This is a genomic window from Nocardia sichangensis (assembly GCF_047200615.1).
GTDB lineage: Bacteria > Actinomycetota > Actinomycetes > Mycobacteriales > Mycobacteriaceae > Nocardia > Nocardia sichangensis.
The window spans coordinates 1-19,927 of record NZ_JBJZOK010000028.1 but is presented as its reverse complement, the minus strand read 5'-3'; the positions used below and the strand labels follow the sequence as shown (position 1 = coordinate 19,927).

Here is a 19,927-nt window from a genome sequence, read left to right as displayed (position 1 = left end):
CGATGCTGAACAACGGTGCGATGATCGCCGACCGGTACCGGCTGCAGCGACTGATCGCGACCGGCGGCATGGGCCAGGTCTGGGAAGCGCTGGACACCAGGTTGGACCGCAGGGTCGCGGTCAAGGTGCTGAAGTCGGAGTTCTCGGCCGACCCGACGTTCCGGCATCGATTCCGCACCGAGGCGAAGACCACCGCCCAGCTGAATCACCCCGGCATCGCGGGCATCTACGACTACGGCGAGACGATCGACCCGCAGGGCAGCGAGATCGCCTACCTGGTCATGGAATTCGTCCAGGGTGAGCCGCTGAACACGGTGCTCAACCGCCTGGGCAGGCTATCGGTCGCCCAGGGCCTCGACCTGCTCGAGCAGACCGGCCGTGCCCTGGAGGTGGCGCACCGCGCGGGCGTGGTGCACCGCGACGTGAAGCCGGGCAACATCCTGGTCACCCCGACCGGTCAGGCGAAGATCACCGACTTCGGTATCGCCAAGGCGGTGGACGCCTCCCCGGTGACCAAGACCGGCATGGTGATGGGCACCGCGCAGTACATCGCACCGGAACAGGCGGTCGGCGAGGACGCCACCGCGGCCAGCGACGTCTACTCCCTCGCCGTGGTCGGCTACGAAGTGCTGGCAGGCCAGCGGCCGTTCACCGGCGACGGCGCGCTCACCGTCGCCATGAAGCACGTGCGTGAGACGCCGCCCCCGATGCCGGCCGATCTGCCCGGCAACGTGCGCGAACTGGTCGAGATCACGATGGAGAAGGACCCGGCGCGCCGCTACGCCAGTGGCGGCGAGTTCGCCGACGCGGTCGCCGCGGTGCGCGCGGGCCGGCGTCCGCCGCCGCCGAGTGGTACCCATCCCGCCGCGCCCTTGACCGGCGCCACGCGGGTGCTCCCGCCGGGCCCGACCGCCGTGATCCCCTCCACGCCACCCGACTTCGACGGGGCGACGGTGCGCTACTCGACGCCCGCGGCCGGCGCGGTGGGCGCGGCGAATCGCGGGGGCACGATCGCGGCTCCGGCAACCGTGCTGAGCCGTGGCACGGCGGGCGATCGACCGCCCGGTGGCGACAAGCGGTTCACCACTGCCCAGAAATGGCTGACCGGGCTCGGCATCGGCGCCGTCCTGCTCGCCGCGCTCACGGCCTACCTGCTCTTCGGTGGCGACACCAATCCGGATTCCACGCCGTCGCCGACCGCGACGGTCGCACCGAACCCGAAGCCGGTCCCGCCGGTGGCCACCACGACCACCCCCAAGCCCGCGCCCGCGCCGGTGGAAACCGAGACCTACGAACCGACCACCACCGAGCCGAAGACCACGACACCGGAGCCGACGACGACCACCGCGCCGCCCACCACCACGGCACCGAGCACGACGAAGCCGACGACCACCGCGCCCACTGCCACCGCAACGCGCCCGCGCATCCCGACTCTCGACCTACCATTCCCGGAGATTCCCGGTGCCCGGGGGCCCTCGGCCACTCGCAGCGGATCCGCCACTTCTTCGCAAGGACTGCCATGACGACCCCGAAGAATCTCTCGTCTCGCTACGAGCTGGGCGAGATCATCGGGTTCGGCGGTATGTCCGAGGTGCACAAGGCCCGCGACATCCGGCTGAGCCGCGACGTGGCGATCAAGGTGCTGCGGGCGGACCTCGCCCGCGATCCCACGTTCTACCTGCGGTTCAAGCGCGAAGCGCAGAATGCCGCCGCACTCAATCATCCGGCCATCGTCGCGGTCTACGACACCGGTGAGGCCGAGGTGGACGGCGGCCCGCTGCCGTACATCGTGATGGAGTACGTCGACGGCGACACACTGCGTGACATCGTGCGCGGCAAGGGGCCGCTGCCGCCGCGCCGAGCGATGGAAGTCGTCGCTGACGTCTGCGCCGCCTTGGATTTCAGCCACAAGGCCGGGATCGTGCACCGCGACATGAAGCCCGCCAACATCATGATCAATCGGTCCGGCGCGGTGAAGGTGATGGACTTCGGCATCGCGCGCGCGATCGCCGACAGCTCCAACCCGATGACGCAGACCGCGGCGGTGATCGGCACCGCGCAGTACCTCTCGCCGGAACAGGCGCGCGGAGAGACGGTGGACGCCCGCTCGGACGTCTACTCCGTGGGTTGTGTGCTGTTCGAAATCCTCACCGGGGAGCCGCCTTTCACGGGTGACTCCCCGGTCGCCGTCGCCTACCAGCACGTCCGGGAAGATCCGCGGCTGCCCTCGCACGTGCACGCGGGGGTGCCCCGCGAGCTGGACTCGGTCGTGCTCAAGGCGATGAGCAAGAACCCGGCCAACCGGTACCAGTCCGCCGCCGAGATGCGCGCCGACCTGATCCGGGTACTCGGCGGCCAGAAGCCCAGCGCCCCCATGGTGATGACCGACGAGGACCGCACCACCTTCATGAGCGCGGACGAGCCTCCGCCGCGGAACTACCGCACCGTCGAACGCCACGACGACACCGCAGAGCAGGACCCGGCCGAACCGAACGGCCAGCGCCGAACCGCCTACATCGCGCTCGGCGCAGTCGCGGCCGTCGCCGTGGCGTTCGCTTTGTTCTGGGTGCTGCTCGGGCCTGGCAGCAGGCCGGACCAGGTAGCCGTTCCCGATCTGTCCAACAAGTCCTCGCAACAGGCGCAGGACGCGCTGCAGAAGCTCGGCTTCACGGTGGCGATCCAGCAGAAGCCCGACGGCAAGGTCGCCACGGGCAACGTCATCGCGACCCAACCCTTGGGCGGCTCGCGGATCGACGAGGGAAGCACCGTCACGGTTCAGGTGTCCTCCGGGCCCGCCCAAGTGCAGGTGCCGAAGCTCACGGGGCTGACCCAGGAGCAGGCCGAGCAGGTGTTGAATTCCAAAGGCCTGCGGATCAACTCGAACATCGAGCGCAAACCGTCGAGCACCGCCGAGAAGGATCAGGTGATCGAGCAGAATCCGTCGCCGGGTTCGAAGGTCGACGTGGACTGGGAAGTCGTCGTCACGATCGGCACCGGCCCGGAAGCGGTTCGCGTCCCCTACGTCGTCGGCCAGACGATCGACGTGGCTCAGCCGAATATCGAGGGCAACGGTTTCAAGGTCGTCGTGCAAGAGGTGCAGTCCTCGAAGCCGAAGGGCGAGGTGGTCGCCTCCAGCCCGGCCGGCGGCAGCAACGCGGAGAAGGGCTCCACGGTTACCGTCCAGGTGTCCGCGGGCGATCTGAAGATGCCGTCGCTGGTCGGTCTCACCGTCTCGCAGGCGGTGGAGAAGCTGCGCGCGGAAGGTTGGACCGGCAGCACCAGCCAGATCAGCCAGTCACCGCAGGGAACCTTCGACGCGGGCAATGTCGGACGCATACTCAGCCAGCAGCCGTCCGCGGGCAGTTCGATCCAGAAGAACAGCGCAATCCTGGTCGGTGTGGGGGTACTGGGTCCGCCGTGATCGGGCGTGGTCACCGGTATCCAGAAAACGAGACCAACCGGTGTGAATTGCGGGAGAATGATGCTGCTCCATCCCAATCAGCGCAGCTGAGCACGAGGAGGTAGCTCATGACCACTGCCAGGGACATCATGAAACCCGGCGTTCAGTGGATCTCCAAGGACACGACTATCGAGCAGGCCGCGCGCACCATGGCCGAACTCAACGTCGGGTCGCTGATCGTCTCGGACGACAACGAACGGATGTGCGGCATCGTCACCGACCGCGACATCGTGGTGAAGTGCATCGCTCAGGGCAAGATCCCCGCGAACTGCCGGGTCGAGGAACTGTGCGAAGCGACGCCGCGGTGGGTCGATGCCAACGCCGACATCGAGGAAGTCCTCGATGAAATGGAGAGCAACCGGGTCAAGCGCATGCCCGTCATCGAGGACAAGCGGCTGGTCGGCATGATCAGCGAAGCGGACCTGGCCAGGCATCTGGACGATAACCAGCTCGGCGAGTTCGTGACCGCCGTCTACGGGCGTCCGTAGCTTTCGAACCGGTGCGGAGGGCGGTATCCCACCGCCCTCTCGGATCGACCTGTGCACTTCGACAACGGTCTGCCGTCCGGCGATGCGAACTCGAGGGAGTTAGGGCGGGCAGCACAATCCGGTCGAGGTGTGGTGTGAGCCGACGCCCGGCCGCGGACGACGGACCGTCGTCCGCGGTGCGTCGCCCCTTTGTCGTGGCACGACCCGCCGTCAGATCCGGTCGGCCTTCGGCAGATACCGCAGCACGGCGACATCGCCGACTTGCGTCACGCCCGCCAGCCGCATCCTGCGGTGGGGCGCCCCCGGGAAATCGGCCGGGTCGAGGAAGCGCGGAGCCGCGACGTCACCCACCAGGATCGGGGCCACCGCAAGGTGCAGTTCGTCGGCCAGATCGGCGGCGAGGAACGCGGTATGGATGCGGGTGCCGCCCTCCACCATGAGACGGTCGACGCCCCGGCGGCCCAGATCGTCCAACAGCGCACCGAAGTCGAGTTCGGTGCCGAGATCCACCACATCGGCCAGTCCGCTCAGCCGGGTGGTGAGCTTCGCCGCACCCGCCGCGGTGGTGTAGACGAGCTTGCCGCCGCCGTGGTGCCAGAACCGCAGTTCGGGATCGAGCTCGCCGCTCGCGGAGACCGTGACCTTCAACGGATACTCCGGCTTGCCCGCGGCGAGGCGGGCCGCCCTGCGCTCGGCGCTGCCGACGAGCAGTCGCGGATTGTCGCTGCGCAGGGTCTGCGCTCCGATCAGAATGGCGTCGGAGTCCGCGCGGACTTGGTCGACCCGATCGAAGTCCGCCGCGTCGGACAAGTGCAGCCGCTCGGGGCTCGCGTCATCGATGTACCCGTCGATACTCGTCGCGACCGACAGGAGCACATGCGGACGGGTCACTGCAGCACCAGCGCGGCGACCTCCGCCTCCAGCGTCTGCACCAACCCTTCGGCGGGACGCTCACCGCACACGCCCAACCAGTTCGCCAGCATTCGGTGCCCGCCCTGAGTGAGCACCGATTCCGGGTGGAACTGCACACCGTGGATGGGCAAGGTGCGATGCCGCATCGCCATCACGATCCCGCTCTCGGTGCGCCCGAGCACCTCGATCTCCTCCGGCAGGGTGTCCTCGAGCACGGTGAGGGAGTGGTACCGCGTGGCGGTGAACGGGTCGGAAAGACCGGCCAGCACGCCGGCGCCGATGTGGAAGACCTCGCTCGTCTTCCCGTGCAGCAACTCGGGAGCCCTGGTGACGGTGGCGCCGAAGGCCTCGCCGATCGCCTGATGGCCGAGGCACACGCCCAGCAGCGGGACAGTTTCTTCCGCGCAGGCGCGCACCAACGGGATACTGGCGCCCGCACGGTCCGGAGTGCCGGGGCCTGGACTGATCAGAATGCCGTCGAAGTCACGGACCACCGCCGCGACGTCGGCCAGATTCGGATCGTCGTTACGCCAGACGACCGCGTCGACACCCAGTTGACCGAGGTACTGCACCAGGTTGAAGACGAAGCTGTCGTAATTGTCGACGACCAGAACACGCATGGCATCGAGATTACGTGCCCGCACGGCACCGCGTCGCATCCATTACCTGTTGGGATAGCCTAGAGACCACGACCTGCACGCCGAATACGAGGACGTCATGCCCAAGTCGAAGGTCCGTAAGAAGACCGACTATACGATCAACCCCGCCAGCCGGACGCCGGTGAAGGTGAAGGCCGGGCCGTCGCCGGTCTGGTATGTCGCGATCATGCTCGGATTCATGCTCGCTGGGCTGGCCTGGCTGCTCGTCTACTACTTGGCGGCCGAGCAGATCAGCTGGATGAACGATCTCAACGCCTGGAACTTCCTGATCGGCTTCGGTCTGATGGTGGTGGGCCTGATCATGACGATGCGCTGGCGCTGAGCGGCGACATCGCGCAGATTACAGACGTGTCATTCATGCACACCTGTGGATGAGCCTGTGGACAACTCGAGGAGCGATTGGGGAGTGCCGTGAGTTCGGAGTCCGCGGTCCCCGGCTCGCCGGACCATGACGAGCCGGGCCTGGTCTGGACCACGCCGACCTCCGCGCTCGTCGCGGTCGCCGCGGGCGGCGTCGCGTTGGCCGTCGCGGCGGTGGTCACCAACGAGGCGGCGAGCCGCCTGCTCGTAGGACTGGCAGCGGCCGGATTGCTCGCCCTCGCCGCGCTCGGGTTCCGGCAACGCCCGCGACTGTCCGTGGTGCCCGGCGCGCAACCACGCATGGTCGTCCGCACCCTGACGGGACCTGACGAATACACCCCCGAGCAAATCGTGCGCGCCCGTGTGGTGAGCTACCGCCGTCTCGGGCGGAAGATGCCGATGCTGGAACTCGACGTCCAGCACGACGGAGTGGACCGGCTGCTGATCTTCGGCCGCTGGGATCTGGGCGCCAATCCCGAGTTCGTATATCAAGACCTGGTCGAAGCCCTGCGGCTCACCCAGGACAAGACCCGCTGACGACGCCGCGGCCGGGACATTCGGCAAACCCGGCCGCGAATGTTTCACGTGAAGCGAATCCCGCTGTCAGGCAGTCGAAGTGATCGCGCCCACAGCCACCAGCGCCAGCGCCGCGAACGCCACGAGCGCCACCGCGATCCAGCCGACCGTCCGTGCCGCTTGCGGAGTGCGCACTCGCAGCCAACCCGGCAGGAACAGAATGCCGAGCGTGGCGACGGTACCCGCGGCCAGACCGCCGAGATGACCCCAGAGCGAGATGCCGGGCAGTGAGAGGCTGATGAAGACGTTGATGCCGATGATGATCAGCATCTGATTCGGGTTCTGCCGCAACCGGAGCAGAATGATCGTGATCGCACCGAACAGGCCGTACACCGCGCCCGACGCACCCGCCGTGAGACTGTTCTGGGACAACAGCATGACCCCGGCGGCCCCGCCGAGCATCGAGACCAGGTACACCGCCAGGTAGCGCAGCCGGCCCAGCACCAATTCGGCATCCCGGCCCACCACATACAGCGCGAACATGTTCAGCAGCAGGTGGATGGGGCCGTAGTGCAGGAACCCGGAACCGAGCACCCGCCACCATTCGCCGTCCGCGACCGCCGGTGCGAACAGCACCCAATCGAAGAACAGCGCGGAGCCACGCTGGTTGTCCATCAGGCTCTTGGCCTGCGCCGCGGTGATCGCGTAGATCACCACGTTGATCGCGATCAGCGCATAGGTCACATAAGGTGCGGACATCCGGGGCGCTGCCGCGCCCGAGACCGTCCGCACCGGCGCGACGTCGCGCTGATCCGCGCGCAGACAGTCGACACAGTGCTGACCGACGGCCGCGGGTCGCAGGCACTCCGCACAGGACGGCCGCCCGCACCGCGTGCAGGCCAGGCCGGTCGGGCGATTCGGATGGCGGACGCAGGTGGGTGCGGGCGGCTGGGGGTTCATAGTCTCATTCGATCGTGATCTTGGTGATGACGACGGGCTCCACGGGCCGGTCGTTGCGATCGGTCCTGGTGGTCGCGATGGCGTCGACGACCTTCCGGGATTCCGGGTCCACGACTTCACCGAAGATGGTGTGCTTGCGGTTGAGGTGCGGCTGCGGTCGAACGGTGATGAAGAACTGGGAGCCGTTGGTGCCGGGCCCCGCGTTGGCCATCGCCAACAGGTAGCCACGGTCGAACCGCAGCTCGGGGTGGAACTCGTCACCGAATTCGTATCCGGGGCCGCCGCGACCGGTCCCGGTGGGATCGCCACCCTGAATCATGAAACCGGCCATCACGCGATGGAACAGGGCGCCGTCATAGAACGGGCCGCTGTTGCCTCCGCTGGCGTTCGCGGTGGTGTAGGGAGCAGAACCGTCGGCGAGACCTAGGAAGTTGCGGACCGTCTTGGGCGCGTGGTTACCGAAAAGCGCGAGCTTGATATCGCCGTGATTCGTGTGCAGCGTTGCCACGGATGTCTGATTCGGTGAGGTCACGCCGCCCATCGTGCCACGGTCGGCGACGCGGCCGCGGAACTGGGCCGGACCGTGCTGTGAGCTGGGCCTCCTGCGCGAATCACCGGGCTGTGCATAGAGTGGTCCAATGACCTCTGGGCGCCTGCATGTCTCGTCGCGTTCACGTAATCGGCTCCTTCTCGCCGCCGCCGTCGCGCTGGCGGGTGGCGTGGCCTATCTGGCCCGCACCCGGCGGCCGCAGCCGCCGGAACCCGCGCCCGCGCCGCCGCGCATCGGATACTCCCGCAACGGCTCCACGCCGACTCCATTGGCGGAGACCGGCGTGGAGACCGAGCACTGACGAGACAGCGGCGGATCAGCGACTGACCGTCTTCTTGTACTGGCGCAGGGCCAGCGGCACGAACACCACCAGGATCACCACCACCCAGGCCAGCGAAGTGATCACCGGGTGCTGCAACGACCAGGCATCCGGCGTCGGCGCGAGCGGACTCGTGTTCCCGAACAGCTCACGCGTCGCCTGGGTCAACGCGGACACCGGGTTCCATTCCGCGATCACCCGCAGGACGGTGGGCAGTTTCTCGCTGGGGACGAACGTGTTGGCGATGAACGTGAGCGGGAAGATCACCATGAAGCTGGCGTTGTTGAACACCTCCGGCGCACGCACCAGCAGCCCCACCACGGCCATGATCCAGGACACCGCGTAGGCGAACAGCAGCAACAGGATGTAGGCCAGCACCGCGTCCAGGAACGAACCGCGGATGCGCCAACCCACGAGCAGACCGGTCAGCGACATGACGGTCAGGCTGACCACGTTGATCACCACATCGCTGATCGTGCGGCCGACCAGCACCGCCGACGAGGCCATCGGCAGCGAGCGGAATCGGTCGATGATGCCCTTCTGCATGTCCTCGGCCAGCCCGGCGCCGGTGAAGGTCGCACCGAACACCACGGTCTGCGCGAAGATGCCCGCGATGAGGAACTCGCGATATCCGCCGGAGAGGCCTGGGACGTCGATGGCCGCGCCGAAGACATAGGCGAACAGCAGCACGAACATGATCGGCGAGAGCGTGGAGAAGATCAGGACGTCGGGGACCCGCTTGATCTTGATGACGTTGCGTTTCGCGATGGTCACACTGTCGCTGACCACAATGGACAGTCGCGCGCCCAGCGAGGGCCTGCCCAGGACCGGGGCGGTGGCGGTCATCGGATCGTTCCTTCCGTAGCTCCCAGCTCGTCGTTCGCCGCGTCACCGGCGGCGATCGCCTCCGCCTCATGACCGGTGAGGGTGAGGAAGACGTCGTCCAGCGACGGGCGGCGCAGACCTACGTCGTGGATCTGCACGCTGTGCTCGGCCAGCCGCCCCACTGCCTCCACCAGTGCCTGCGACCCGTCGGAGACCGGGACGATGATCCGGCGCAACCCTGGTTCCAGATGAATCTCCCCGTCCGCCAAACTCTTCAGCGCGGCCTCGGCCGTCGCGAGATTGTCCACGCGATCGACGGTCAACTCGATGCGGTCGCCGCCGACCATGGTCTTGAGTTCGTCCGCGGTGCCCTTGGCGATCACCTTGCCGTGGTCGATCACCGCGATCGAATCGGCGAGCCGATCCGCCTCCTCCATGTACTGGGTGGTGAGCAGCAACGTTGTCCCACCCGCGACCAATTCCTCGATCACGTCCCAAAGATCCAGGCGCGCACGAGGGTCCAGTCCGGTGGTGGGCTCGTCGAGGAACAGCACGGGAGGGTTCGCGACCAACGCGCCCGCCAGATCGAGGCGACGGCGCATGCCGCCGGAGTAACCCTTGACCGGACGGTCCGCGGCGTCGGTGAGCCGGAATCGTTCGAGCAATTCGCGCGCGCGTTCCTTACTTCGCTGCACCCCCATGTGATAAAGACGTCCCACCATTTCCAAATTCTCGAAACCGGTGAGGTATTCGTCGACCGCGGCATACTGTCCCGACGCCCCGATGCGGGAACGCAACGTCTGCGGATCGCGCAGCACATCGATTCCGGCGACCGTCGCGCGTCCGGCATCCGGCACCAGCAGAGTGGTGAACACGCGGACGGTGGTGGTCTTGCCTGCGCCATTGGGTCCGAGCAGTGCGGTGACGGTGCCTTCCGGGACTCGCAGATCGAGTCCGTCGAGGGCCACCAGCTGGCCGTATCGTTTGACCAGACCCTCGGCGACTATTGCGTCGGGCATGATTCTCCTGAAGTTGACGAGTTCGATGCGAATGAGTGCGACCCCAGGAGCCCCGGGCGCCGATCAATTCGCTGGATCGGATCACCGGCCGATACCCGGCACAGTATCGTCCCGCTCGCCGACAATTTCATCCGATTTGATTCCGGAGACCTGTCTGCCCCGGAAGGACGACTCGTGCAACGCGAGAAGGCCGCATTCCGATCCGGTCGGTGCTCGGGGGTACCGGATCGGAATGCGACCGGTTCGATGATCCCGCGCGCACGGGTACCCGAGCGCGCGTAGCGGACTACCCGAATCGCCGAGGACCCGTACTCGGATGACGGAAATTCGCATGCGCGTTGTCGCGGCGAGCGGGGGCGCTCCGCGCGAACGGTCCAGTCGGTGATCACGAACACATGTTCGCATCGGGGTACGACACATTCGGTCCATGCGCGCGGGCGGCACCACGCCCGGAATGGCGGACACGCCCGAACGTTCTCGTGGATTCCTTTCTTCGGCGACCGGTCGGCATGTTGTGCACAACGCGTATCCGCAGCAGGTCATGCTGCCGTACAGCCATGGAAATGCTTGCTTTACAACACTTTTGGCAAACACTAAGCCAACAGGCGGGAATGGCGTTGGCGACCGAGGGGCCAGGGACAACTGCCATGCGGCATCCAGAAAGTAAGCCCACCCAAAAAAACTTGGAGCGCGGCCGTCCCCCCGCACACACAAACACACATCATCGAGTAGCATCGTTCTCGTCGGCCCCTCCCCCCCGGGCCGACCCTACGCGGGCCTCGGCTAACTCCCCCCCTTCGCCGAGGCCCGCTCCCCATTTTCAGACCAGGTCAGACCCCTGTTCCCGCTTGGTGGTCGCCCGGTTCCACCGCCCGCCACGCGGCGGCGAGGCGTTGCGCGCGCACGCGCCCGGCGGTGGCGAGCAGCGGCCGGTCACGCTCCCACCGCTGCCGTGTCACGGGGTCGGCGGACTGCCAGAAAGGCTCGAGTTCGGCCAGCACGTCACCGAACGAATCGAAGACCCCGCCGAGGGCGATGTGCACCCCGGCAGCACCCGGCGCATCGATGTCCAGGCCGCGCACGGCGGCCACCAGTGTCAACAGTCGTTGCCGACTCGCGCGCGGCCACTGCGACACCCGAGCCACCCGCACCAGCCAGCCCAGCGTGGCGGCCAGCACGTGGATGTCCTCGATCGTCCGGAACGGCTTGAGGTAGTCCAGATATCCGTCACCGGGAAGCGGCAGCGCCGGCACGCCGGTCAGCACAACCGACGCATGCGGGACCTCGGGCGCGAACGACAGCGCGGGATGATCGGTCAGGCGCACGCCTGGTTCCCCCGTCTCGACCGTGCAGGCGCGCAACCGGTTCCGCCCGTCCGGCGCCGTGCCGACACTGGCGATCACCACCAGCTGTCGCGCGTAAGAGCCCATGGTCGCGAACGACTTGGTGCCGTCGAGCAGCCAGACCCCGTCCCGCTCGGTGAGCGTGGTGCGGATCGCGGCGGGGTGACCGCCGCCTTCCTCGGTGGCGCACATCGCGACCAGTTCGTCGTCCGGCAGGTCGGGAATCAGCGTCCGCAGCGCTTCCTGGTAACCGGACAGGAAGGCGAAGCCGAGCCGGTCGGCTCCGAAGCCGCCCGCGATCGACACCTCCACCGGCTGCTCGAAACGATTCGCCGCCACACGATGTCGCGTCCACGCCGCGGCGACGTCATCGAGCGGCGCGGCCGCCACCGGCTCGGTCAGCAGGAAGTCGAGCAGAGTATCCACCTCAGCACGGTAACCGAGCAGCGACTCGCTCGAGAGGGCTCGGTGCGGACGACGGCCCGCCGACCAGGGTGAAACGGCGCTTCGATATCGCGTGGGAGCATGCGTCGACGGAACGTGCCCGGAATGCCGGCGATCTATGAGCAACGGTCGGCCCTGCGTGGGCCGATTCCGTCGACGAGCCTGCTTGACTGAACTGCCGCGCCGTACCGGAAGGAGTTCGACCTGTGCCGGAACTGGAAGAAGATCGCAAGAAGGCACTTTTCGACTCCGAAGCCAGACTGTCCTGGGTGCTGGCGGCACTCGCCGGGCTGATCGGTGCGGCGGCGTTCATGCATACCGCCGGCTATTTCGTCACTTTCATGACGGGCAATACCGAACGGGCCGTCCTCGGGTACTTTCACGACGAATCGGACATGGGTTTGGCGGCCGCCGGATTGCTGATGTCCTTCCTGTCCGGTGTCGTGGTGGCCTCATGGTGCCGCAGACGCTACTGGTCCGGGCACCCACACGGGCCCACTCTGCTCACCACTGTCTGCCTGGCGCTGGCCTCGGCCGTCGACCTGCTCGAATACCAGACGTCCAGCAAGCCGATCGGTCTGCTGCCGATCTTGTTCGTCGCCTTCGGCGTCGGCGCGCTCAACACATCGTTCGTCCGCAACGGTGAGGTCTCCATACCGCTCAGCTACGTCACCGGGACGCTCGTCAAGCTGGGTCAAGGTGTCGAACGCCACCTCAGCGGTGGCGACTACGCGGACTGGCTCGGGTACTTCCTGCTCTATGCCGGTTTCTCGCTCGGCGCGCTGCTCGGCGGACTGCTGAGCCTGCTGGTCGCCGGCTGGGCCATGCTGATCACCGCGACAGTCGTGTGCCTGCTCGTCACCGGCTTCACCTATCTGCACCTGGATCGGCACGGTCCCCTCACACGGTAAGCCACCGCCGGGTGACCGCGGGACTTCGCGACTACCGTGGCCGCGTGCAGAATATCGAAGACGAAGCCGCCGCCTTCGCCGCGCTCGTCATGCAGCATCTGGCGGCGCTGGGCGAAACCGATGTCGAATACGACCCGGACGAGTTCGCGATACGGATCGGCGATTTTTTTCTCGACCTGCACAACATCTTTCGGGAAACGCGTGAGCTCGATGCCACGGAGCGCGATGCCCGGGTCGCACAGCACTGCGAAGCCGTGCGTGAGCTACGCACCCCCGCACCGGGTTGGCCTTCGGTGCGGTCCATGCTGCGGCCGATATTGCGTCCCAACAGCTTCGGCGCAGGCGTCGAACCGGAGTCGCGGCCGATCGCTCGCTCCGCGTTTCCATTCGTGGACGAGATGGTGGCCATCGATTTGCCCCACACCCGATCGATCGTCACCTACGCGTCGTTGCGCGAATGGGATGTGAGTCCCGAGGAGGTTTTCGCGGCGGCGCGCGAGAACCTCGGCGCGATAGTGAGTTTCACCGACATAGAGGAAGACGGCATCCTGCAATTCGTCGACGACGGCGACGGCTACTGCACATCATGGCCGCTGTTCCCCGGCTGGCTCGCCGGTTCCGGCTTCGGAACCCAACCACCTGTCGCCTTCATGCCCGATGTCGACACGCTCATCATCGCGACCGGCGCGGACGATCTCGAGCCGATCTTCGAGGTGGTGGAAGAGCAGTATCGTGACGCGGCCCGGCCGGTCTCGCCACAGGGGTACACCGTGGACGACAGTGGCGCGGTCATTCCGCTCGATCGTTCGCCCGCGCACCGCCACCTGCCCGCCGTGCAGCGGGCCCGATGCGGTTTGGCGGTCACCGAATACGACGCGCAGGCTCAGATTCTCAACGAGATCGTCGAGCGCGATCTGGAATTCACGCCCTATGACCTCGAGTCCGCCTATGTCGGTTCGGTCATGTACGGCCATGGCGACAAGGGTCCCTTCACGATCACCGTCTGGGGGGAAGGTGTCGACTACTTGCTCCCGGAGGCCGACTACGTCGCCTTCTGCCGTGACGACCGAGGTGAACTGGAGCGTCTTTTCGAGGTCCCGTTCGATGCTGTCGTGGGACTGACCGGCCTCACTCCGGTCCCGGATCTCTCACCTCGCCGCTACGAAATCCGCCACTGGCCGGATGCCGAGACGCTGGCCGCACTGGAAGGGGCGGCGGTCTCTCCCTGACCTGCGAACTGCGGTGCGGCTGCACCAGAGGGAATCAGAATCGGCGGGCGCCTGTCACCGGCATCGAGGAGAGGGGGGAAGTGGTCACGCCCGTGCCGTATGTCGATGCGTGGATGACTTTGCCGTCGCCTGCGTAGAGGGCGGAGTGGCTTCCGCCGTAGAACGAGACCATGTCGCCGGGACGCAGTTCGTCGAGCGGTACCGGCGTTCCGGCGGCGAGCTGGTCGTAGCTGGTGCGTGGCAGCTCCACGCCGGCCTGCTCGTAGGACCACTGCACCAGCCCGGAGCAATCGAAGGAGTCTGGGCCGACGGCGCCATAGCTGTAATCGGAACCGAGTTTGGTTCGTGCCGCGTCGACGGCCATATCACCGGCGGTCCTCTGCGGAATCACCGCGGCGGGCGGAGTGGGCGCCCGAGGCATGATCTGCGGGAGGTCACCGAGGAAAGGGATCTCGATCTCCGGAAGCACGCCGATCAGTGGGATCTCGATCGCAGGCACAGTCGTCGGTAACGGCAGCTCGATTACGGGAATCTTCACCGAAACCGGGGACTCGATGGCCGGGCCGAGCGTGGCAGGCGCGATCTCGATCTGCGGAACCGGGGTACTCGCGATGTTCTCGATATCCGAGAACCCCGCGGTCACCGGAGATTCGGTGACGGGGAGTATGGCGTTGTTCAGGGGAATGTAGTCGGAAATCTCGAACGTTCCCACGCCCGGAATGGTCACCGGCTGGGCCGATGCCTCCCCTGCGTTGCACAACACGCCGATGAATGCGGCCGCTCCGGTGGCGAGTGCCCAGAGCACAGCACGTCGCAGGTAGCGGATATATCGGTCGTCGGTCGATGATGCCATGATGCGGTCCTCCGATGCTCATATCGCCGGCCTCCGGCGGAGCCATACGACGCCGCCATGCGTGGCGCGACGGACTTCACCAAAGACCTCGAATTGATTCGAAAACCATCACGGTGCTTCGTCAGTCCAGCGGATCCGATCCGAGTATTCACCTTTCGGCATAGTTTGCATCACGTAAAGCACAACACACCTTTATTTCCATAACGAAATAATAACTCGTTCCGGCACCCGCAACGATAATTCCGCGTCTCGCAATTCGTTCCCTCTGTACGCAATGACCCCGCAGGGAAAACATTCCGCTGCGGGGCCGTCGCCGACTGCGATTTCACGCGGTGATCTGTTCCTCGATCTGCTCGGCGATCGTACGGAGCTTGGCCGCGAATTCGCGCGCCGCGCGCGGGTCGTCGCTGGATCCTTTGACCACGCGCTTCGTCAGCGCCGCGAGCCGGGATTCCATGGCGGTGAAGATGTCGGCGGAGCGATCGGTCGGGTCGCCCGGCAGTTCGCCGCGCAGCCACGCTTGGAGACGCTCGACCACCACTTCTTCGTCATAGCGTTCGGGCAGCAGCGCCACCGCCTGCCGGAGCTTTCCCGCGGTGACCTTCACGTCGGCACCCGCCGCCACGGTGGTGTAGATGGTGACCGCAGCGTCTTCCCCGTATTCGGCCGCCACCGGCAGCAGTTCGCGGACCTGGCCCTCGTTGATCGCGGGCGCGACCGGCTGCAGCCGCGCGGCGAGCGGCCAAGCGCGAATCAGCTTGTGCGCGTACGACCGCTGCATATCCCACCGCTGTTCCACGTAGTCGTCGAACGTCTCGTGGCTGTCGCGGTAGAGCCTGCCGTCCCGCACGATCTGCAGCGCACGCCCGGCGGCCCAGAATGCGATCCGCAGCGTGTCGATCGACGACTCGCACGCCGTCAACTGCGCCCGTTCTCGGTCGCTCAGGGGTCCGTCACCCGCGTCCGGCACCGGCATGGTCAAGACATTCGGGCTCACGGCCGGCTTCGACCGCCGCCATTCGGCGTCGCGCAGCGGGGACACCGGTGGCGTGTGCTCGGCGCCGTCGGATAGCGGATTCGCCCCGCCGATCGAACCCTTCCTGCGTTGTGGAGGCATCAGGCAGGCACCTCCAGCAGGGCGCGATACGCGCTCAGCAGCTCGTCGCCCACCTTGCGGTACTCGCCCAAATCCTCGATCGGATTCTCGGCGCCCTCCCCCACCTCCCCGTCGGCCGCCTCCCGATACCATTTCCAGGCGCTCAAATAGGAATCGAATACGTCGTAGCCCGCGCTTTCCAAATGGCCCCGCTGCGCACGGTATTCGGTCGAGACATTGACGCCTTTCTTCATGATCACCGGGACTTTGGTCATCAGCACCCGCACCCGGATTTCCCGGTCGGTGTCGGCCGCCGCCTCCTCGGCGGCTTTGAACGTACTCGGCACGCGTTTGACTTCCGACGGGCTCACACTCGTCAACAGCAACAGCTCGTCGCTCTCCGGAACAGCGGCCTTGAAGATATCGGCCGACTCACCCCCGGCGTCCACGATGATGACGTCGAAATCGGCGGCATTGTCCGTTATGCAGTCGCCGACATGCCGCGACGGGAACGCGACCAGATGGAACGGCACTTCGATGCCCCCCTTGACCAGCCGCCGGTACCAGGAGTAGCCGGTCTGGCTGAGCGGGTCGGCGTCGATCACCAGCACCCGCAGTTCGTGAACAGAAGCGAAGTAGCTCGCCAAGAAGAACGCTGATGTCGTTTTGCCGACACCGCCCTTGAGATTCCCCAGCGTGATGACCAGAGGTTCGGGCAATTCGAGTGGCGCAACAGAATTCGTCATTGACGTTCCTCCGAGGGTGAGGAGTGTATTACTGTGCCGGGCCAGTCTGGCACAGTATCGACGAATATCGTCTGATTGCGGCGCCTTGTCGCGGCTGTGCCGCTGCCGCTCTGTGTCCAATTGGACACAAAGGTTCCGGCTATCCCGCCGGAAATTTCACCACCCCGCAGGGACGGCGAGCCCGTGTTCCCGCTGCTGCCGACTCGAAATTCGTCGGGGGGACGCCCGTTATCCGTATCGGCCTCGAAGCTCGGGTGCGTACACCAACGCACCAGCGGTAGGCCGCCGCACCGGAACGAAGCGTTTCGGGTCATCAGTGGAGCCTAGGGGAATCGAACCCCTAACCCCTGCCTTGCAAAGGCAGTGCTCTGCCAATTGAGCTAAGGCCCCTCCCGGGATCAGCGGGTGGTCACCTCGTGCCACATGTCCGCGTCGCTGCGCTGGCGCAGCTTGGAGATGCCGAAGAGAACCAGAACCACGACACCGGCGGTGAGAAGAAGTTTCATGGTTTCCACCCTACTGCGGTGCCCGAAGCCCGCCCAGAAAGATCCGAGCAGATCACTGATGGATTCGTCAAGACTGAACAATGAGCCATGACGATCGTGGCCGGAGCCGCTCTGTGTCTCGGCCAGTTATTGCCCGATCACCCCGACCGTGACGACGCCGCCGCCACCGATCAGGTCATCGAAGACCTGCTTCGGATGTTCGGCGTTCTGGCCGACGAGGCGGACGAGATCTGCTCACGCCCCCTGCCTTCCCTCGCCGAGGTGCTCGAGCGCGCCGCCGGACCGGGCGTCACCCGGGGCGCGGCCGACGGCGCTCGGCTTGACGCGACAACCTGCCGTTTTGACCATCTCAGCGGCGAGAAGGTAACGTTTTGCAGGCGTATGTACGCGCGGGGCCTTAGCTCAATTGGCAGAGCACTGCCTTTGCAAGGCAGGGGTTAGGGGTTCGATTCCCCTAGGCTCCACTCGTCGAAGGCTCATGCTCGCGGAGCGTGAGCCTTTTTCGTGTGGTTCCGGTGTGGACCGTTCAGTTCTCCGGCGGGAACTGCCCGTTCGCCTGCACGGTGGTGCCGTTCAGGGTGAATGTCACGACGCTCGGTCCTCCTTGCGGGCAGCACAGCGCGTCGTCCTTCAACGGCCAGCGGTACTGCACGGACACGGTGTCGCGGGTCTTGCCCAGAACTGTCGTGTACCCGTATGGCCGCGCGCTCGCGGTCCCGAGATACTTCCCGCCGGTGAAGAAGAGAACGTGTGTGCCGGGATGAATTCCCGGCCATTCCACAGTCATCCACGACAGCACCCCGGAACATCCTGCCGCGATGGGATCCTCGCTCGCCCCTTGGATCGTCCACGACCCGCCACCGGGCGGCGCGGCCAACGTGGCGACCGAGGACGCCGCGAGCGCCGAGTTGACGTCGAAGCACAGGCCGTGGCCGCTACCTTCCGGCGCCGACTGCGTAGCGGGAGACGAGGTCGCCGCAACGGATGGTTCCGGGACCGCGGTGGCCCCGGGAGCCGGTTGTTGCGCCGTCGCCGGCTGTGGCGCCCCTCCCGCTTGTGGTAACCCTCCCGGTTGTGGCGCCGCCCCCGGTTGTTCGCCGATCGCTGTTGTCCGCGTCGCCGCCGGACCCGCCGATGACGCGGTGGTCGTGCTTCCCGCCGACGTCGCGGACCCGGCCGATGTGCTCGAGTCGGTCCCGCACGCGGCGGTTGCGACCACAACGGTGGCCGCGATCGACAGCACAGCCGATAGTCTGACGTTCATTGCGCACCCCTCGAAATTGCTGATCGAGCTTCGGTTTCGATATTCGTTCGGGCCGCGATCACCGGCGCGCCGAAGCGACGCGTTGCGGCATCGCAGCGCGACGAATGTTCTTGTCCCTCAACTGTTGTCAGAGATGTCGGACCGACCGCCCGCGGTGTTACAGGGGTGCGTCCAGCGGGAGTCTCCGGTCTGAACAGCAAGTGCCGATACGCGGAGACATCTCGGGCACGCGCGAGCCCTCCAGGAAATCGCCCAGGCCCAGAACACCGTCCCGCAGGAGATCATTCTGGGCCGGCGCAGCGTTCGGAGGGCGAACGGTCGTTGGATAACACCGCTGTAACGGCGGAAGTGGAGCCGCCGATGGACTTGGCGGTACGCCTGAGCGGACCGAAAACCTAAGAGAGAAAGGCAGATTCGACATGACTCGAATCACTCGGCTCACCATCGGCGCACTTTTGACCGTGGCTGTGCTGGCACCTGCCGCAACCGCGCAGGCGGAGACTTCGCAGCCCACTCCGTCTGTGTCCTCGATCGCCGCCGGCGACAGCGGCTCGGCGAGCGGTTCGTCGTCGGGAATCCTTTGCACCATCATCAAGCTGATGCTCATGAACCAGGGCCCCCAGTTCTGCCAGTAGAACCCCGAGAGCGCGGCCGGGATTTCGACGACCGACCGGCATGTGCGCAGGGCACCGGCGATTGCCGGACGACGGTGCCCCCGCGGTCTCGCCCAGGCGACATGACCCCGCTCTCACATGAATCGCTACCAACCAACGTTTCAGGAGTTTCAGATGTCCACACTGCGTGGAATCCTCGTCGGCGCGCTGATCAGTGCCGCGACCCTTGTCGGCGCCGGCGCCGGCGCGGCCGAACCCCTTCCGCTCGAGGCCTTCACCCCGGCACCGACCGACTCCGTCGCTGGCGGGCTTTGTGACGCACACCCCGCCCTCGCCTTGTGGTGCTTCATCAGCCAATCGGCGTAGAAGTCCTTGACGCATCAGCGCCGAGTAGGCGGTGCGGTACTCGGCCCCTGGAGCGCGGGGTGAGGCAGCGGACGCGCCGGGTCTACAGGGAACGCGGCGAAGTTCGCTGAACGGCGGACGGCCGGTTGATGACGCAACGGTAGATCGGCTCGAGAGGACCGGAATGGCGCCTGACCTGGCACTGAGGGAGGTGGGCCTAGGAGGACTTGAACCTCCGACCTCTTCGTTATCAGCGAAGCGCTCTAACCGCCTGAGCTATAGGCCCGTAGTTTGTGTTGTTTGCATGAACAACGACGTGTAGAGACTACACAACACCTATCCACTGAACCAAAACGGCTGGTAGAAGCCTTAGCGAGGCGCACTTGCGGCGGCAGCGACAGCCGCTGTCCAGCGCCGCCGGTATGACAGTCCGTCAGGCGACAGCATCCACGAAAACGGCCGGCACTCTGCCTGTTGGGCGAGTACCGGCCGTCTGGACGTTCCGGGA

General features: G+C 66.2%; 21 protein-coding genes, 3 tRNA genes and 1 pseudogene. 12 read left to right on the top strand and 13 right to left on the bottom strand.

The features are described 5' to 3' along the window. The first annotated feature begins 2 nt into the window (after positions 1-2). The 3 genes from ACL03I_RS30355 to ACL03I_RS30345 all read left to right on the top strand — a co-directional run bounded on the left by ACL03I_RS30355 (position 3) and on the right by ACL03I_RS30345 (position 3,948). The gene (locus tag ACL03I_RS30355) at positions 3-1,523 is read left to right on the top strand and encodes a protein kinase domain-containing protein (RefSeq protein ID WP_355073386.1); all 1,521 of its coding nucleotides are present in this window, start codon (positions 3-5) and stop codon (positions 1,521-1,523) included. Further along, the gene (pknB, locus tag ACL03I_RS30350) at positions 1,520-3,421 is read left to right on the top strand and encodes a Stk1 family PASTA domain-containing Ser/Thr kinase (protein WP_355073387.1); all 1,902 of its coding nucleotides are present in this window, start codon (positions 1,520-1,522) and stop codon (positions 3,419-3,421) included. The genes ACL03I_RS30355 and pknB overlap by 4 nt, the downstream gene beginning before the upstream one ends. Before the next feature lie 107 nt (positions 3,422-3,528). Continuing rightward, positions 3,529-3,948, top strand: a complete 420-nt coding sequence (locus ACL03I_RS30345) for a CBS domain-containing protein (RefSeq protein WP_355073389.1) — start codon at positions 3,529-3,531, stop codon at positions 3,946-3,948. Between the two features lie 210 nt (positions 3,949-4,158). Here ACL03I_RS30345 and ACL03I_RS30340 read toward each other — a convergent pair whose 3' ends face one another. Both ACL03I_RS30340 and ACL03I_RS30335 read right to left on the bottom strand, forming a co-directional pair. After that, complete coding sequence (locus tag ACL03I_RS30340; protein WP_355073390.1) at positions 4,159-4,839, bottom strand: RibD family protein; 681 nt, start codon at positions 4,837-4,839, stop codon at positions 4,159-4,161. After that, positions 4,836-5,480 carry an aminodeoxychorismate/anthranilate synthase component II gene (locus tag ACL03I_RS30335; protein WP_412807557.1) on the bottom strand — a complete coding sequence of 215 codons (645 nt, stop codon included), beginning with the start codon at positions 5,478-5,480 and terminating at the stop codon, positions 4,836-4,838. The genes ACL03I_RS30340 and ACL03I_RS30335 overlap by 4 nt, the downstream gene beginning before the upstream one ends. A 97-nt stretch (positions 5,481-5,577) precedes the next feature. On the opposite strand from ACL03I_RS30335, the gene crgA reads away from it, so the two are divergent. Continuing rightward, positions 5,578-5,841 carry a cell division protein CrgA gene (crgA, locus tag ACL03I_RS30330; protein WP_039803465.1) on the top strand — a complete coding sequence of 88 codons (264 nt, stop codon included), beginning with the start codon at positions 5,578-5,580 and terminating at the stop codon, positions 5,839-5,841. An 89-nt stretch (positions 5,842-5,930) separates the two neighbouring features. Beyond that, positions 5,931-6,416, top strand: coding sequence for a PH domain-containing protein (locus ACL03I_RS30325; RefSeq protein ID WP_355073394.1), 486 nt, complete (start codon positions 5,931-5,933; stop codon positions 6,414-6,416). A 66-nt stretch (positions 6,417-6,482) separates the two neighbouring features. Here the strand turns inward: ACL03I_RS30325 and ACL03I_RS30320 are convergent, their stop codons facing one another. Beyond that, on the bottom strand, positions 6,483-7,355 hold the full coding sequence (locus ACL03I_RS30320; RefSeq protein WP_355073396.1) for a rhomboid family intramembrane serine protease: 873 nt from the start codon (positions 7,353-7,355) through the stop codon (positions 6,483-6,485). A gap of 4 nt (positions 7,356-7,359) precedes the next feature. Beyond that, on the bottom strand, positions 7,360-7,887 hold the full coding sequence (locus ACL03I_RS30315) for a peptidylprolyl isomerase (protein WP_356963240.1): 528 nt from the start codon (positions 7,885-7,887) through the stop codon (positions 7,360-7,362). Positions 7,888-7,993: 106 nt separating this feature from the next. Here ACL03I_RS30315 and ACL03I_RS30310 point away from each other — a divergent pair, with 106 nt between their 5' ends. Continuing rightward, positions 7,994-8,206, top strand: coding sequence for a hypothetical protein (locus ACL03I_RS30310; protein WP_355073399.1), 213 nt, complete (start codon positions 7,994-7,996; stop codon positions 8,204-8,206). A gap of 15 nt (positions 8,207-8,221) precedes the next feature. Here the strand turns inward: ACL03I_RS30310 and ACL03I_RS30305 are convergent, their stop codons facing one another. The 3 genes from ACL03I_RS30305 to ACL03I_RS30295 form a co-directional block, all read right to left on the bottom strand. Continuing rightward, a complete protein-coding gene (locus ACL03I_RS30305) occupies positions 8,222-9,070 on the bottom strand; it encodes an ABC transporter permease (RefSeq protein WP_355073401.1) in 849 nt (282 codons plus the stop codon). Beyond that, positions 9,067-10,068, bottom strand: coding sequence for an ATP-binding cassette domain-containing protein (locus ACL03I_RS30300; protein WP_355073403.1), 1,002 nt, complete (start codon positions 10,066-10,068; stop codon positions 9,067-9,069). The genes ACL03I_RS30305 and ACL03I_RS30300 overlap by 4 nt, the downstream gene beginning before the upstream one ends. An 830-nt stretch (positions 10,069-10,898) precedes the next feature. Continuing rightward, positions 10,899-11,837 (bottom strand): acyl-CoA dehydrogenase family protein, encoded by a 939-nt coding sequence (locus ACL03I_RS30295; RefSeq protein ID WP_412807556.1) that lies wholly within the window; start codon positions 11,835-11,837, stop codon positions 10,899-10,901. Between the two features lie 224 nt (positions 11,838-12,061). Here ACL03I_RS30295 and ACL03I_RS30290 point away from each other — a divergent pair, with 224 nt between their 5' ends. Both ACL03I_RS30290 and ACL03I_RS30285 read left to right on the top strand, forming a co-directional pair. Beyond that, on the top strand, positions 12,062-12,766 hold the full coding sequence (locus ACL03I_RS30290; RefSeq protein ID WP_355073406.1) for a YoaK family protein: 705 nt from the start codon (positions 12,062-12,064) through the stop codon (positions 12,764-12,766). A 44-nt stretch (positions 12,767-12,810) separates the two neighbouring features. Next, positions 12,811-13,995, top strand: a complete 1,185-nt coding sequence (locus ACL03I_RS30285; RefSeq protein ID WP_412807555.1) for a DUF1444 domain-containing protein — start codon at positions 12,811-12,813, stop codon at positions 13,993-13,995. A 34-nt stretch (positions 13,996-14,029) separates the two neighbouring features. Here the strand turns inward: ACL03I_RS30285 and ACL03I_RS30280 are convergent, their stop codons facing one another. From ACL03I_RS30280 to ACL03I_RS30265, 4 genes are all read right to left on the bottom strand, one after another. Continuing rightward, positions 14,030-14,485, bottom strand: a complete 456-nt coding sequence (locus ACL03I_RS30280) for a C40 family peptidase (protein WP_459561391.1) — start codon at positions 14,483-14,485, stop codon at positions 14,030-14,032. 688 nt (positions 14,486-15,173) lie between these two features. Continuing rightward, entirely contained in the window at positions 15,174-15,965 is a 792-nt protein-coding gene (locus ACL03I_RS30275) for a hypothetical protein (protein ID WP_355073410.1), read from the bottom strand. Then, positions 15,965-16,810 (bottom strand): ParA family protein, encoded by an 846-nt coding sequence (locus ACL03I_RS30270; protein ID WP_355073412.1) that lies wholly within the window; start codon positions 16,808-16,810, stop codon positions 15,965-15,967. The genes ACL03I_RS30275 and ACL03I_RS30270 overlap by 1 nt, the downstream gene beginning before the upstream one ends. Positions 16,811-17,007: 197 nt before the next feature. Beyond that, positions 17,008-17,080 (bottom strand) — tRNA-Ala (locus ACL03I_RS30265). Positions 17,081-17,280: 200 nt separating this feature from the next. On the opposite strand from ACL03I_RS30265, the pseudogene ACL03I_RS30260 reads away from it, so the two are divergent. After that, positions 17,281-17,445 (top strand): annotated as a pseudogene (locus tag ACL03I_RS30260) (TetR/AcrR family transcriptional regulator); the annotation flags it as partial. Between the two features lie 142 nt (positions 17,446-17,587). Further along, positions 17,588-17,660: transfer RNA gene (locus ACL03I_RS30255), tRNA-Ala, on the top strand. 62 nt (positions 17,661-17,722) lie between these two features. On the opposite strand, the gene ACL03I_RS30250 is transcribed toward ACL03I_RS30255, so the two are convergent. Further along, on the bottom strand, positions 17,723-17,983 hold the full coding sequence (locus ACL03I_RS30250) for an LppP/LprE family lipoprotein (protein ID WP_355073414.1): 261 nt from the start codon (positions 17,981-17,983) through the stop codon (positions 17,723-17,725). Positions 17,984-18,879: 896 nt separating this feature from the next. Between ACL03I_RS30250 and ACL03I_RS30245 the strand changes: the two genes are divergently transcribed. After that, positions 18,880-19,095, top strand: coding sequence for a hypothetical protein (locus ACL03I_RS30245; protein ID WP_355073416.1), 216 nt, complete (start codon positions 18,880-18,882; stop codon positions 19,093-19,095). A 153-nt stretch (positions 19,096-19,248) separates the two neighbouring features. Continuing rightward, a complete protein-coding gene (locus ACL03I_RS30240; RefSeq protein ID WP_412807554.1) occupies positions 19,249-19,440 on the top strand; it encodes a hypothetical protein in 192 nt (63 codons plus the stop codon). 191 nt (positions 19,441-19,631) lie between these two features. Here ACL03I_RS30240 and ACL03I_RS30235 read toward each other — a convergent pair. Then, positions 19,632-19,705: transfer RNA gene (locus ACL03I_RS30235), tRNA-Ile, on the bottom strand. Between the last annotated feature and the right edge of the window lie 222 nt (positions 19,706-19,927).

What these genes read in the sequence shown, in the direction of transcription:
- ACL03I_RS30355 (WP_355073386.1), top strand. Translation starts at nt 3, where the DNA reads ATGCTGAACAACGGTGCGATGATCGCCGACCGGTACCGGCTGCAGCGA.
- pknB (WP_355073387.1), top strand. Translation starts at nt 1,520, where the DNA reads ATGACGACCCCGAAGAATCTCTCGTCTCGCTACGAGCTGGGCGAGATC.
- ACL03I_RS30345 (WP_355073389.1), top strand. Translation starts at nt 3,529, where the DNA reads ATGACCACTGCCAGGGACATCATGAAACCCGGCGTTCAGTGGATCTCC.
- ACL03I_RS30335 (WP_412807557.1), bottom strand. Translation starts at nt 5,480, where the DNA reads ATGCGTGTTCTGGTCGTCGACAATTACGACAGCTTCGTCTTCAACCTG.
- crgA (WP_039803465.1), top strand. Translation starts at nt 5,578, where the DNA reads ATGCCCAAGTCGAAGGTCCGTAAGAAGACCGACTATACGATCAACCCC.
- ACL03I_RS30320 (WP_355073396.1), bottom strand. Translation starts at nt 7,355, where the DNA reads ATGAACCCCCAGCCGCCCGCACCCACCTGCGTCCGCCATCCGAATCGC.
- ACL03I_RS30310 (WP_355073399.1), top strand. Translation starts at nt 7,994, where the DNA reads ATGACCTCTGGGCGCCTGCATGTCTCGTCGCGTTCACGTAATCGGCTC.
- ACL03I_RS30305 (WP_355073401.1), bottom strand. Translation starts at nt 9,070, where the DNA reads ATGACCGCCACCGCCCCGGTCCTGGGCAGGCCCTCGCTGGGCGCGCGA.
- ACL03I_RS30300 (WP_355073403.1), bottom strand. Translation starts at nt 10,068, where the DNA reads ATGCCCGACGCAATAGTCGCCGAGGGTCTGGTCAAACGATACGGCCAG.
- ACL03I_RS30275 (WP_355073410.1), bottom strand. Translation starts at nt 15,965, where the DNA reads ATGCCTCCACAACGCAGGAAGGGTTCGATCGGCGGGGCGAATCCGCTA.
- ACL03I_RS30250 (WP_355073414.1), bottom strand. Translation starts at nt 17,983, where the DNA reads ATGACTGTGGAATGGCCGGGAATTCATCCCGGCACACACGTTCTCTTC.
- ACL03I_RS30245 (WP_355073416.1), top strand. Translation starts at nt 18,880, where the DNA reads ATGACTCGAATCACTCGGCTCACCATCGGCGCACTTTTGACCGTGGCT.
- ACL03I_RS30240 (WP_412807554.1), top strand. Translation starts at nt 19,249, where the DNA reads ATGTCCACACTGCGTGGAATCCTCGTCGGCGCGCTGATCAGTGCCGCG.